Origin of the sequence: Bradyrhizobium sp. CER78 (assembly GCF_029846235.1) — a bacterium.
Classification (GTDB): domain Bacteria; phylum Pseudomonadota; class Alphaproteobacteria; order Rhizobiales; family Xanthobacteraceae; genus Bradyrhizobium.
In genome coordinates, this window is the sequence record NZ_JARVWP010000006.1 from 201,372 (window position 1) to 214,399 (window position 13,028).

Below are 13,028 nucleotides of genomic sequence, written 5' to 3' on the forward strand. Positions count from 1 at the left end.
ATGCAGCCGGAATCATTCACAAACCATAGCAGGCCAACCGGAACCGGATATGACCGAACCGCCGAAGCGCCCAGACAGTATCACTGCACCGTTGCGGCATTCAATCTTCAGGCGGATCTGGCTCGCCAGCCTGCTCTCCAATCTCGGCATCCTGATCCAGGGCGTCGGCGCCGCCTGGGCGATGACCCAGATGAGCTCGGAGGCCGACAAGGTCGCGCTGGTGCAGACCGCGCTGATGCTGCCGGTGATGCTGATCGCGATGCCGGCCGGCGCCATCGCCGACATGCATGACCGCCGCATCGTCGCGCTGGTGTCGCTTATGATCGCGCTCTCCGGCGCCACCACACTGACGGCGCTGGCCTGGCTCAATCTGGTGACGCCGAACATCCTGCTGGCGCTGTGCTTCGTCGTCGGCAGCGGCATGGCGCTGTTCGGCCCGGCCTGGCAATCCTCGGTCAGCGAGCAGGTGCCCACGGAGACGCTGCCCGCCGCGGTCGCGCTGAACGGCATCAGCTACAACATCGCGCGCAGCTTCGGCCCGGCGATCGGCGGCATCGTGGTCGCCTCCGCCGGCGCCGTGGCGGCGTTCGCCGCCAATGCCGTGCTGTATCTGCCGCTGCTCGTCGTGCTGTTCCTGTGGAATCGCATCAGCGAGCCGTCGCGGTTGCCGCGTGAGCGGCTGAACCGGGCCATCGTCTCCGGCGTGCGCTACATCACCAATTCGCCGTCGATCAAGATCGTGCTGACCCGCACCATGGTGACCGGCATCATCGGCGGCTCGGTCTCGGCGCTGATGCCGCTGGTGGCGCGCGACCTCCTGCATGGCGGCGCGCAGACCTACGGCATCATGCTCGGCGCCTTCGGCATGGGCGCGGTGATCGGCGCACTCAACATCAGCGAGATCCGCAGCCGGCTCAGCGGCGAAGCCGCGGTGCGAACCTGCGCGCTGCTGATGGGCGTCGCGATCGCAATCGTTGCCGTGAGCAAGCAGCCTGTCATCACCGCAGCCGCACTGGTGGTGGCCGGCGCGGTGTGGATGCTGGCGATCGCGCTGTTCAATATCGGCGTGCAACTCTCGGCGCCGCGCTGGGTCGCCGGCCGTTCGCTGGCGGCCTTCCAGGCCTCGATCGCCGGTGGCATCGCGATCGGAAGCTGGTGCTGGGGCCGCATCACGGACGTCGGCGGCGTCGAGTTGGCGCTGTTGATCTCCGCCGGGTTGATGCTGCTGTCGCCGCTGCTCGGCATATGGCTCCGGATGCCGCCGGTCGGCGCGCGCAACGAGGATGCGACCGAGACCCTGGCTGATCCCGAGGTGCGGCTGCAACTGACCGGACGCAGCGGGCCGCTAGTGGTCGAGATCGAGTACCGGGTGGCGCAGGACAATGCCCGCGCCTTCCACAATGTGATGCAGGACGTGCAGCTGAGCCGCCAGCGCAACGGCGCCTATGGCTGGTCGATCGCGCGCGACATCGCCGATCCCGAATTGTGGACCGAGCGCTATCATTGCCCGACCTGGCTCGACTTCCTGCGCCAGCGCAACCGCGCCACCCAGATCGAGCGCGAGCTGCATCAGAAGGCGGCAGCTTTCCATATCGGCGCGGAGCCGATCCGCGTGCGCCGGATGCTGGAGCGGCCGTTCGGCTCGGTACGCTGGAAGGACGAGACCCCGGACCGCGCCGCCAAGGAAGTGATCCCGGTGGTCGCGACCGCGGCGGGCAGCAGCACGTAGGTGCGACTGTCATTCCGGGGCGCGCGAAGCGCGAACCCGGAATCCAGAAGTTATGAGCTCGAGATTCCGGGTTCATCGCTGCGCGACGCCCCGGAATGACGGTTGATTCGTCTACTGCCCGTTATCGGTGAGCGTCTGCTGGCAGGCCTTGCTGAGGCGGCTGCGATGCTCTTTCAGGCAGGCCAGCACGACCTGATCGCCTTCGCTGAGATGGGCGCGGCAGAACCGCGAGGCATCGCGCGAACAGGCATCGCGCCCCTGCTGCTGTGCCGGGGCGGCCGACGTCAACAGAACCAGTGGAACGACGGCGAACAGAAAACGGGTCATCTCTCAAAGCCTCTAAGGAATAGAAGGCTGGTTCTATAGCGTTTCGGGGGTGCGAAGAAGCTTGAAACGGCAGACCCGGCCAGTTCCCACGGCGCCAATCACTCCGCGGCGGCCCGGCGCTGCGCGGCGAGATCGCGATCCAGCACCACGCGGCAGCCGCTGCTCAGCTGGGAGCGATTCTTGACCATGCAGGCGGTGATCCTGGGAATGTTCGGGATCTCGGCGCTGCACAGCCGGAACGCGTCGCCCGAGCACATCTGCTGCGCCTCGGCGCTGAACGCAGAGCTCGCGGTCGGCGACAGCACGGCAATTGTGGCCGCAACGGCCAATGCTACGCCGGCTCTGCGCCCGGCACGCTCAAGATCCTGAGTCCTGAAGATGGTGATCATGATCGGCTCCCATCGGCGCCGCAAATGGCGGGGCCCTTGCTTGATAGTCCGATCCTGCACGGGAGCGAGCTGGCCGACCGTGACGGTCGTCACGCACGGATAAGGCCCGCATTTTCTTGCCGTTCCGCCGTCTTGTTGGGACCGCGTTAAGACCTTGTTGGCATTAATGGCTCGTTACGGCTGTGGCGTATCCTTAAGTTCCGAGAGAGTGTGTAGCGATGCGTAGTGCGTTGGGCCTGATGCTGGCCAGTGTTGTAGCGGCGATCGTGATCGCCGGCGTGTGGTTCTGGACCTCCTCCCCGCGTGCCGACGCGGCTCCTCCGCAGACAACGGCAGCAAGCCAGGCCGATCCGCTCCCTGCGGCGGCAAGGCAGGCCGCAAGGGACGACGTCGACACGACCGCCGCGCTGTCGAAGCGCGCCGACGCCACCCAGGCGGCAGCCCCGGCCGCGGCCCCCGCACCGGCTCCGGTGCCGGCCCCCGTCGCGGCCGCGCCCAAATGCGCCAATCCCGATGGGCTCGGCATCAGCCGCACCGTCGTGGTCGACACCACAGGCGGCCCGGGCTTCGGCTTCCTGCAGTACAAGCAATATGACTTCCTGACCGACCATGAGGTCGTGCTGACCTTCGACGACGGTCCGTGGCCGACCACGCCCGCCGTGCTCAAGGCGCTGGCCGATGAGTGCACCAAGGCGGTGTTCTTCCCGATCGGCCTGCACACCACCTATCACCCGGATATCCTCCGCCAGGTCGCCGCAGCCGGCCACACCATCGGCGCTCACACCTGGTCGCACGCGCATCTGGCCAGCAAGAAGATCACCGAGCAGCAGGCCAAGGACGAGATCGAGAAGGGTTTCAGCGCGGTGAAGCTGGCGCTGGGGGCTAACCCGGCTCCGTTCTTCCGCTTCCCGGCGCTGGCACACACCCCGGCGACGACCGCCTATCTCGGCACCCGCAACATCGCGATGTTCTCAGTCGACGTCGACTCCAACGACTTCAAGTCCAAGAGCTCGGATGAGGTGATCAACAACGTGATGACCAAGCTCGACAAGGAGCACAAGGGCATCATCCTGATGCATGATTTGCAGAAGCACACCGCGCAGGCGCTGCCGACATTGCTGCGCAAGCTGAAGGCGGGCGGCTACAAGGTGGTCTGGATGAAGGCCAAGACCCAGATCGAGACGCTGCCCGAATACGATGCGATGATGGCAAAGACCGAGAAGCCGGTCGCATCGGGCCGGCCGATCGGCAACGTCGTGCAGACGGTCGCCGAGTAAACGCAGCCAACGCACCGAACACGCTCAACGCAAAGCGCCCCTGGATCCGATCCAGGGGCGCTTTCGTTTGTGGCGTCGGCGTCGACGACCGGCAGATCACTGCGGGCGCCGGTGGCCAAGTTCCCTGCCGCAGACGTGCGCGGCCAAAATATCGAAAACAACCCCATGCAAAGGAGCTGGCGGGTGCCGGCGCGCGACAAGACGCGCCGTTGCGCAGGTGCCCTGGCATGATCAAACCGAACACGCGGCTACCAGTAAATCCCGTGGCGATGCAACTCGCCGATGATGCGGCTCTCGGTCCAGCGCCGTGCGTGGCTGCGATGGCGCGGCCGGTGCGCGGTCGCGGGCCGATCCGGTGTCGGCCTTACGTCCGATGCCGCTGACGGCTGGACGTTGGCCTGCTGCGCTGGCGCCCGCTGCACGGTCGGCTGAGCTTGCGGCTGCGGTGCCGGTGCAGCGGCCGGCGCTGCCCGCTCGACATATTTTGGCGCCTCGGGCGGCTGCGGTGGCGCTTCGACGGCTGATGTCACCGGCGCATCGGCACCCTCGCCCGCCGTTTTGACCGAACTCGATGCGGCCACCGGCAGCGACGCTGCCCCGCCCAGCGACAGGCTTCGTTCGCCGGCCTGCGCGGACGCGGACGCCAAAACCATCGCAGTAACCAGGATGAGTTTGCGCATTGTTGTTCTCCCGTTGTTGGGCGGGAGACTAATGCGGTCGAGCGACGAACTTTGTGAGATGCGTCACGCCGTCAAGACAGCCCCTGCCAACGGGTTGGCCTGGTCCAGTCGGATTGTCGGAACCTGGTCCTATCGGCGGGCCCGCATCACGGTACGCGGTAGGCTATGGCCTCGAGACATGGTCTCGGCGCAACGCCCTTCGCCCATGCAGCCCAGCGTCGACAGCACAGGCTTGTGTGCCGCGCCTCCGACGACGACCTGGAATAGATTGGTCGGTCTGGCCTTCTCCTTCACGATGCCTGAACTCCGGAGAAACTCAGTGAGTGCATTTGAACAAGGTCGCGTCCGGCCCGGCGATGATGGCTTGGCGAACACGGCCGCCGAAAAACTCCGTTCGATGGTGCCGGCGGCCGGCGCGATGGCTTATCCGTTTCTGCTCGATGGATTTCATCTCGCCGTCTCGTCCGCGAGCGGCCAGCTCCCGCCCGGCCGGATGGTTCTGGCAGCGCTCTGCCTGTTGGCCGCGACCGCCGCGCCCTTGCTGGGTCTTGCCTGCGCCTATTGGATGACCAAGCGAGCGCCGTCATCCTTCGAGCTGCGCGCCCGGCGGCTCGCCTATCTCAGCATCGCCGCGCCGCCCCTGTTCGTGCTGACCGGCGTCGCTCTCGGATTGCTGCACATTCCTGTCAGCGACGAGCTGGTATGGGTCGCGGGCTGGCTCGCCGCGTCTCTCTGCGTGCTGCTCGGCAGCGAGCAGCAGCGACCGGCGAAGTCAGCCGCGATCGCCCCGTCCATTGCCCGATGGCGCGTCACGCATGGCGTCGCCGCCGCGGTCATTCTGCTCTACGTCGCGTTTCATCTCACCAATCATCTGCTGGGACTGCTCGGCCCCGAGGTGCATGGCGCCGTGATGAAGATAGGACGCACGGTCTATCGCTCCTCCGTGATCGAACCGATCCTCGTCGCCTTGATGCTGTTCCAGGTCGCAGTCGGCGCGCGGCTCGCCTGGCGCTGGAGCGCGCTGCCGGCAGATGCGTATCGCGTGTTTCAGATCGGCTCCGGCGTCTACCTCGCGGCGTTCATCGTCACCCATCTGAACTCGGCATTGGTGTCGGCGCGCGCCGTGCATCACATCGACACCAATTGGGACTGGGCGTCCGGCGCGCCGACCGGCCTGATCCACGACGCCTGGAGCATCCGCCTGGTGCCGCATTACGCGCTCGGCGTGTTCTTCGTGCTCGCGCATCTCGCGTCGGGATTGCGCGGCGTCCTGATCGCGCACGGCACGGCAACCACGATCGCCAACCGGATCTGGGTAACTGGGCTCGCGGGCGGCGCGATGGTAGCGGTCGCGATCATGAGCGGACTGTGCGGGGTGCGGATCTAGCCTTCAGGCAGGTGGCGAGAGTGAGCCGCGCTGAGAAAACATCGATCCCGTCAAGCTGACGTCGACTTGTTGCGGTCACGCCAAAGCGCAAAGATCGCTGTTGCGAGCTTGTTCGGCCGGTCGAGCCTCGCATGGCTGACCACCGGCTTGCTGGGATGATTTCTCATCAGTTCCCCAGCATCTCGTAATCAAGTTCGAGGCCGAACTTTTCGTACGGGATGGATTCGGACTTGGCTCCCTGCACAATGTAGAAGATATCGACGCGCGCCGTGTCTTTTGCGATTGCCGCGGCCTCCTGCAAGGTGGGCAGCCGTACGATCTGTATTCCTAGGAAGGATCGCTGAAGTGAAGGATCTTGCGGGTGCTGTCATCGAGCTTGCCGCGTTCTGCTTCAGAGGACGGGGGGACAAGCAGGCTGAATTTCTGCAGATTTCCGCAAGTCATCTGCGGTCCTTAAGCGTCTGTAATTGCTATTAATTTGGTCAGCAGTATAGAAATCAAAATTCGTCTTTTAAGGAGGGCGTAAGGCGCCGTGATTTTTTGGATTTGGCCGGTTCACAATTCTCTGAGCCGATCTCCTTGAAGGGACCGTCAGACGCGAGCCAAGCGGCAATTTGTCCAGCGACCGCCTCGGCGCCTTTCTGCTTGAGCGCACACTCCCAAACTACTGCTAGGCGCCAACCAAGATGCTGCAGCGCTGCAACGTTTCGCTCGTCGCGCTCGACCGTCTGATCAAATTTTGTGTTCCAGAAGCGAGCATTCGTGGCTGGCGTGGTAGCGAAGGCGCACCCCTTGTGCCTGTGCCAAAAGCAACCGTGAACGAGGATGGTCGCACGATGGCGCGGTAGCACGATGTCCGGACGCCCCGGAAGGTCCGTTGCGTGCACACGATATCGAAGCCCAAGGCGATGGAGGGCACGCCTCAGGTTCAATTCAGGCCTAGTGTCCTTTCCTCGGATGCCAGCCATCATGCGCGAGCGGGTTATTTTGTCGACGATGTCTCCCATTCGGTCTTTTTCCAGAGTCTGCTTCCAGGTATTCAACTATGGTCAGAGTCGACCTCGCTGAGACAAGCAGATGAACACGGAATATGCCATTGTTGACCTATTTGCCGGCCCCGGTGGGCTGGCAGAAGGCTTTGCCAGCATTCGCAATAAGGACGACTCACGACCTTTCCGAATCGCGTTGTCCGCGGAGAAGGAAGAATCCGCATTTGAAACGCTTCGGCTCCGAAGCTTTGTTCGCCAATTCAACGGCAAAGCACCCGCCGAATACTACAATTTTCTCAATGGGAAAGTTCCAGAACCAGATTGGAGCCTGTTGTATCCCAATGAGTGGAAAGCCGCATGCAACGAGACTGTGAGGCTTGAGCTGGGATCGAAAAAGGGAATCGAGGAAATCGATGAGCGCCTCTCGGAGATCGCTCGAACCTATAAAGGCAACGTGGTTCTGATCGGCGGCCCACCTTGCCAAGCCTACTCTCTCGTTGGAAGAGCCCGCAATAGAGGCACGAAGGGCTACGACCCGAGCAAGGATCATCGGCACTTTCTGTACAAGGAATACATCAGGATCTTGAAGAGACTGATGCCAGCTGCCTTTGTCATGGAAAATGTGAAGGGGCTACTCTCGTCATCTGTGAATGGCGAGCGCGTCTTTGATCGGGTTCTGGATGATCTCGCGAGAGTCGGAGATGGCTCGTACACGCTTGTCCCACTCGCACCGCGGTCGAAACAAGCCTTCTTCAACAGTTTGGGGCACCCGCCCGCAAGCGATTTCGTGGTTCGTGCGGAAGATCATGGGATTCCGCAGTCGCGTCATCGCGTCATCGTTGTCGGTGTTCGTGCCGACATAGCCGCGGGCCTTGATCACGTCCAAATTGCTGACGCTTTGCTTCGCCAATCTGAAGCGCCGGTTACGGTTCGACAGATCCTCAAGGGTATGCCGAGGCTCCGGAGCGGGTTGAGCGACCTTAATGATAGCGACGAAGCATGGCAGTCCGAGGTTTCCCGGCTTATGCGAAATGTTTCAAAAGTTCAGACCGACCTGCCAGATCAAGAAAGGAAGCAATTTCGCGAACTTGCCGAGAGTTTGGCTCTGCGATTGGCGAGAACCGCACGGATCGCACCGCGCGCGGGTGGATCTTACGTTGGCGTACCGCCGCCCTGTCCTCCGGAGTTGATAGAGTGGCTAGTTGACCACAAAATAGAGCGGTTTCCCAACAATGAAACTCGCGGACACATGGAGTCGGACCTGCGTCGCTACTTTTTTGCGGCGCTGTACGGCCGGATCACCGGTGCATCACCGAAAGCGAACAGTTTTCCCCGCGAACTCGCACCAAATCACCGGAACTGGAAAACAGGCAAATTCGCCGACCGCTTCAGGGTTCAGCTCTGGAACACTCCTGGGACAACAATCACGAGCCACATCTCGAAAGATGGGCACTATTTCATCCATCCTGACGCAGCACAGTGCCGCAGCCTCACAGTGAGGGAGGCCGCGCGTCTTCAGACATTTCCGGATAACTACGTCTTCAAGGGCAACCGGACGCAGCAGTTTGTCCAAGTTGGAAATGCCGTCCCGCCATTCCTGGCGCGCAAGATCGCATTATGCCTTCGTGGACTGCTTCTTAACGCTCCCACACGACGGCACAAGAGCGGCAACTATCGCGGCCGAAACGCTGGCATATCGGAGCCGGCATTGCCGTAGCTGCTGACCGAGGTCAGCTTCTGGCCCTCGCCTCGCCGGAGGCATCTGACACAGCGCCCGACCGCTGTCCCGCGGTCCTCGTTAAATGCCGTTTCCATCCCCCAAATTCATCCGGCAAGATCGTAATAAGACCCTCGTCCGACATAATTTCCGGATCATAAGTTAGGGCAAGCTGTCGGAGCACCATACCAAACCGATGTGCGCTGCCCCGTCCCCTTCCGGCGACACCCTTCCGGGGCCTCCCTGTCGATGGGTCCAAATACAGTTTGTTCGCTGCAGCGATGATGGGCTTACTCGCCAGAACTTGCTGCCGCCCACCTACCTGCTCGAGGATTTCGCCGTGAACACTTAATGGGTGATTGTTTTGTTTGGACGCAACCAGCAGGAACCGAGCGTTCTCACCGTGTTGACGCACGAGATACCATGGCGACCGCACAAGGTGTCGGTAATAGTGCCGGTAGTCACCACTGAGGATGTACCGATACTCCTCCATGACGTCGCGCAGACCATCGCTTCCTTTTGGACAGATTTGCTCAAACCATAGAAGGGCAAGCGAGGTCCAGAGATTGCGGTCACCTGAGATTACGGCTGCATCGAAAGCACCGAGAATGCTGTTCAGGTAAACGCCCAACTCATATCGGCTGTCGAACACCTTCTCACTCACAAGTACCGCCGGGACAAGCTGGTCAGATGTCTCAGGATTGTCCAATAGTGACAGAGGAGCATCACCAGAAGCACCGGCAGCCAGATACTCGGCAAATCGCCGCATGCCCTCATCATTAAGTTTCCGCAACCGCTTGGTCATGCTTCCTCTTCCTGATTCCGATCTTGCTTTCGAATTTCCCGCACAAACCCATACTCGGCGGAAAATCTGTCGACCGCGTCCTCAATCCAGCTTTGCCGCTCGTCGGGATCATTCGGAGGAGGAGCTGCTAGACCCAGCCGTTCTTGGCAGAATGTCAGCCACTCCGTCTGCCATGGCGGACTCTCGGCCTCGTCGTCGCCATCGTCATCGTTTGGGGCGGCGGAGAGAGCCTCCATCACGATACGGAATGCCGGCGGGAAGAGCGTCCCCTTCATGAACACATCGGTCTGGAGCCGATGCTGGATCCCAGGAAGATCGCGGTTGAGAATTAGTTTCGGTCGATCTCCTTCGTTGATTTCGACCTTCCACACCTGCTGCCCAAGGCTCCTGTAAAGGACCGGGAAAAGGGCCCGGCGGTCCTTGCTTTCGTCTTCACTAAGCGGCTGAACTCTTTCAGCCGAACCCAAAAGGCGACCGCGTTCGCCATCGCCGTCCGTTACCTTCACGCGAAACAGTACGGAGCCGCTCTGATCTACTTGATCCAGCAGCAGCACCGGCGGGATGCTTTGATTTCCAACGGTCCCGCACTCAAAACGCATCCCTGATGACCGATGGTATGCCTCAATCGCCAGCAGCGCATCGGCAGGAAACTTGTAGCTGGAGAGGTCGATAGCGGCAGAAGCACGCAGAGATTCGCCTGGAACAGCCGATAGCATCCGAATGTCGATGCTCTCGCGACTGATGCGCTTCCTACCAGTCGAATTGATACGACGTTTCGATTTCATATTAGGTAGCCCTTGCTTCGACGACAATGTCCCGTCGAACATCAAATCCCATGCACTCGAGTCGGAAATTCTTCGATTGCGCCGTAACCTTCAGAATGTTGGCCTTGACCGGCTCGCAAATAGCGTCGTTGGCCTTGATGTCGATCGCGTTTGCCGAGAGATCGAAGTCGAACGGGCTGTGCCGTGAGAACGGATTGGCACCGATCATGTCGTAAGCCACACGAACACGTATCGCGCGAGGGTAGGTCCAGTTTGCCGCACCCGGGCCAGCGGCTATCTCAAACCCTCCTTTCCGAGGTCTGATGGTGATAGCTGTTTCGCGCGGCGGGACATCGACCTTAACCTTTGTCACTTTTGGCTTTTTGCCCTTTCGCTTTTGATCCTCGTCAAGGATCGCGAAGAAGTCGATGAGCGCATCCTTGTCCTCGCTCTCGGGTTGTTCTGCAATTAGCCCATAGAAGTGGCGAAGAGAGTGACGGATGGCTGAAAGCGTATCCGCAGGTGAGCGCCAGCCTGTAGCAAGCTTCTTTGCCTTACTGTTCCAAGCGGTATGTGCCGGGTTTTCGGCATCGCCAAGAAAGCCCGATACGCCTTCGTCGTTCGCAATCAGCGAAGCATAGGCCGCGGCACCGGCGAAGTAACGACGTTCACCTGGAAGAGTAACTGCGTTCCTAGCAATCAGCGCAAATGGCTTTTCGTTTTCGGGAAGCGTCTTGAGATAGAGGTCAATATGGCTGCTAAGATCGCCGCCGGCTTTGGGCTTCAGCGTTACAGGCACGCGCACGCGCACTAGTTTGCCACTCACAAAGTCTTTCTTCATCTGAGCGATCTGCTCGGGCTTGAACGACGCACTATCGAGCTCGGCCTTGCCCAAGGCAGTTTGGGCTGTGGTTTGAGCTGGATCGTCTATCGTCCGGCTGATCTGCTCAACGAAGTCAAACGGGATAGGATGGAGAGGTTTATACTTATCTGCAACCGACAAGAACGACGACTTGTCGATCACGACGTTTCCAACCTCGACGATCAATCGACCAGCAAGAATGGGGAAATAGTAGTTGCTGATCACGCCTGAAATGATCGAAGTCTCGTCAATGCCGTCGAGCAAGTATGGAATTATGAGCGAAAGGCCCGTCTGGTTCTTGCGAGCCAGGCCGCCGAGCTTACAGAACTGCGCGACTTCCTCGCCCATAATCGGCTGCTGAAGCTGGAGCGGCGCAGACCTTCCGCTGAAATAGAAGCCATGCGCAGGATGAAAGGAGTTTCCGATCCTGTGGTTCTTCAGGACAACTTGGCCTAGAAGCGACGGCTCGGGGCGATCCGCCGTAACAGTTAGGCCATAAAAGAGCTTAAGCGCGGAGGCCGACGAATAGACCAGTTTTCCCAAACCCCAGCGTCCGCCGGCCTTGCCCTTTTTCCCGGAGTCGCCTACCGCGCGCCAGAAGCGATCGAAATTGCCGCCATCCACATCAACGACGCTGCCGGTAAGCCCGCGCGTATTGAAGTCCTCGATAGCGAGAACGCGAAAGCGCTTGGCCTCTATAGCTTCGGCGTCAAATTCGCATTCTTTGTAGTGACTCAAGAGTGGTTTGAGCTGCTCGGAAAGCCACTTAGCTTCGGCTCCCGAAACCTCTCGGATTGCGAAGCGGACCTTCACCGCCACGTTGGGCGATGTTGGCGCGTCCGACGAGTTCTGAATCGATTCTCGAACAAGTGCTTCCGCGAGCGAGACCTCATCGTTGTTGAACTGGTCGGCCTGTGTGACCTCCATGCGCACGGAGGACGGCTGGACGCTGTCAAATTCCCAATGCCCCACTTGATTAGTCCCTTTTCCCAATGTTGCAACAAATAGCATCCGCGCGACTTTGCGCTCAACCTCGAATTGTAATCTCGATCTGATCCGGGCGAACGCCGAATGTTCGCGCAAGACCCTCCTTTGCCTCGGCCAGCGTTAATCCCCGGATAGGGACCACGGGAGGCTTGTTTTCAATCTGGTTTGCCTGCGGAGATGTCGCTGCCAACGGCTCCGACCACAGAGCCCTTGCCCCGAAACCATCCCCCGTTCCGCGAACACCTCGATCATGCTCGTGGAATGGCGCGATCCAGCACGGCACTTTTTCCATGCCCGCCTTCTGCTGAGCTGCGAGGTTTGCCTCGAAGGCTTCCTTTAGTACCTGCTGATCGAACATGCTGACCGTGACGTCGTCGCCATCGAGCTGGGTGGGCGCCACGATTGCAACGCGATCGCATTCCGAAAGCCCGCTCCAAGTTCCGTCCGGACGTCGACCAAATGAGATGCGGCCGCCAGAACTTGTTTTGATCACGCAGCGGACTCGCTTGCCGCCTTCGTCGAACTCGATCCGCTGACCTTTCGCAATTCCTTGGCCCGACACAATTTGGCATGCGCCATGGCGGGCGCGGACCTTGTCATGAACCATAGAGAGAAGCGCCTCTCCGCTAGGTCTCTTCACTGAAGTCTCCTCGGATGGAACCCGACCTTTCTAAGGTATCGAAATTAGACCGTCAAGAACATTCCTAAGGTATCTTCATAGGTAACTTCTGACCAAGACAAAGTTACCTTGTGTGCGACAGTAAATGGCCTTTTGCGCCTAGAAGGACGGCGCCATGGGGCCCCAAAAGGGTCGGTAACTTTGGAGAAAAAATTGGCTGATGGCCTGCATCGGCTTGACCGAGGGCCCGGCTCAATTGGTAGTTACTAGGTGGTTCCAGGCAAGCAAAGCTTGTCCTCGGATCAGCGGAGATGAGCCACAAAAAAGAGCTATTTTCGAAGGGAAAAGCGTGGTGCCGCAAGAGGGACTCGAACCCCCGACCCCGTCATTACGAATGACGTGCTCTACCAACTGAGCTATTGCGGCGAACCGGTCGGCAACTGCCTGATCACGCGGCCACCTGATATCGGGCATGACCCCGATTGGCAAGATTGAC

General features: G+C 60.5%; 12 protein-coding genes and 1 tRNA gene. 4 read left to right on the top strand and 9 right to left on the bottom strand.

All coding sequences use genetic code 11. The features are described from left to right. The first annotated feature begins 49 nt into the window (after positions 1–49). Positions 50–1,729, top strand: a complete 1,680-nt coding sequence (locus QDT69_RS15065; protein WP_279707293.1) for an MFS transporter — start codon at positions 50–52, stop codon at positions 1,727–1,729. Positions 1,730–1,840: 111 nt separating this feature from the next. Here the strand turns inward: QDT69_RS15065 and QDT69_RS15070 are convergent, their stop codons facing one another. Both QDT69_RS15070 and QDT69_RS15075 read right to left on the bottom strand, forming a co-directional pair. Further along, positions 1,841–2,056, bottom strand: coding sequence for a cysteine rich repeat-containing protein (locus QDT69_RS15070; protein ID WP_050426126.1), 216 nt, complete (start codon positions 2,054–2,056; stop codon positions 1,841–1,843). A 98-nt stretch (positions 2,057–2,154) separates the two neighbouring features. Then, positions 2,155–2,445: a hypothetical protein gene (locus QDT69_RS15075; protein ID WP_279707294.1), complete on the bottom strand. Its 291-nt coding sequence runs from the start codon at positions 2,443–2,445 to the stop codon at positions 2,155–2,157. A gap of 218 nt (positions 2,446–2,663) precedes the next feature. Between QDT69_RS15075 and QDT69_RS15080 the strand changes: the two genes are divergently transcribed. Further along, positions 2,664–3,722 carry a polysaccharide deacetylase family protein gene (locus tag QDT69_RS15080; RefSeq protein WP_279707295.1) on the top strand — a complete coding sequence of 353 codons (1,059 nt, stop codon included), beginning with the start codon at positions 2,664–2,666 and terminating at the stop codon, positions 3,720–3,722. A 248-nt stretch (positions 3,723–3,970) separates the two neighbouring features. Here QDT69_RS15080 and QDT69_RS15085 read toward each other — a convergent pair whose 3' ends face one another. Continuing rightward, positions 3,971–4,402 carry a hypothetical protein gene (locus tag QDT69_RS15085; RefSeq protein WP_279707296.1) on the bottom strand — a complete coding sequence of 144 codons (432 nt, stop codon included), beginning with the start codon at positions 4,400–4,402 and terminating at the stop codon, positions 3,971–3,973. A gap of 364 nt (positions 4,403–4,766) precedes the next feature. Here QDT69_RS15085 and QDT69_RS15090 point away from each other — a divergent pair, with 364 nt between their 5' ends. Continuing rightward, the gene (locus QDT69_RS15090; RefSeq protein WP_279707297.1) at positions 4,767–5,789 is read left to right on the top strand and encodes a hypothetical protein; all 1,023 of its coding nucleotides are present in this window, start codon (positions 4,767–4,769) and stop codon (positions 5,787–5,789) included. Positions 5,790–6,286: 497 nt separating this feature from the next. Here QDT69_RS15090 and vsr read toward each other — a convergent pair whose 3' ends face one another. Next, the gene (gene vsr / locus QDT69_RS15095) at positions 6,287–6,796 is read right to left on the bottom strand and encodes a DNA mismatch endonuclease Vsr (protein ID WP_279707298.1); all 510 of its coding nucleotides are present in this window, start codon (positions 6,794–6,796) and stop codon (positions 6,287–6,289) included. Between the two features lie 70 nt (positions 6,797–6,866). Between vsr and QDT69_RS15100 the strand changes: the two genes are divergently transcribed. Then, positions 6,867–8,495, top strand: coding sequence for a DNA cytosine methyltransferase (locus QDT69_RS15100; RefSeq protein WP_279707299.1), 1,629 nt, complete (start codon positions 6,867–6,869; stop codon positions 8,493–8,495). Between the two features lie 13 nt (positions 8,496–8,508). Here the strand turns inward: QDT69_RS15100 and QDT69_RS15105 are convergent, their stop codons facing one another. The 5 genes from QDT69_RS15105 to QDT69_RS15125 form a co-directional block, all read right to left on the bottom strand. Further along, positions 8,509–9,300 carry a hypothetical protein gene (locus tag QDT69_RS15105; RefSeq protein ID WP_279707300.1) on the bottom strand — a complete coding sequence of 264 codons (792 nt, stop codon included), beginning with the start codon at positions 9,298–9,300 and terminating at the stop codon, positions 8,509–8,511. Then, positions 9,297–10,127, bottom strand: a complete 831-nt coding sequence (locus tag QDT69_RS15110) for a hypothetical protein (protein WP_279707301.1) — start codon at positions 10,125–10,127, stop codon at positions 9,297–9,299. Before QDT69_RS15110 ends, QDT69_RS15105 begins: the two co-directional genes overlap by 4 nt. Continuing rightward, positions 10,087–12,009 (bottom strand): hypothetical protein, encoded by a 1,923-nt coding sequence (locus QDT69_RS15115; RefSeq protein WP_279707302.1) that lies wholly within the window; start codon positions 12,007–12,009, stop codon positions 10,087–10,089. The genes QDT69_RS15110 and QDT69_RS15115 overlap by 41 nt, the downstream gene beginning before the upstream one ends. Beyond that, positions 11,954–12,520, bottom strand: a complete 567-nt coding sequence (locus QDT69_RS15120) for a hypothetical protein (protein ID WP_279707303.1) — start codon at positions 12,518–12,520, stop codon at positions 11,954–11,956. The genes QDT69_RS15115 and QDT69_RS15120 overlap by 56 nt, the downstream gene beginning before the upstream one ends. Before the next feature lie 362 nt (positions 12,521–12,882). Then, positions 12,883–12,958: transfer RNA gene (locus QDT69_RS15125), tRNA-Thr, on the bottom strand. Positions 12,959–13,028 lie beyond the last annotated feature (70 nt).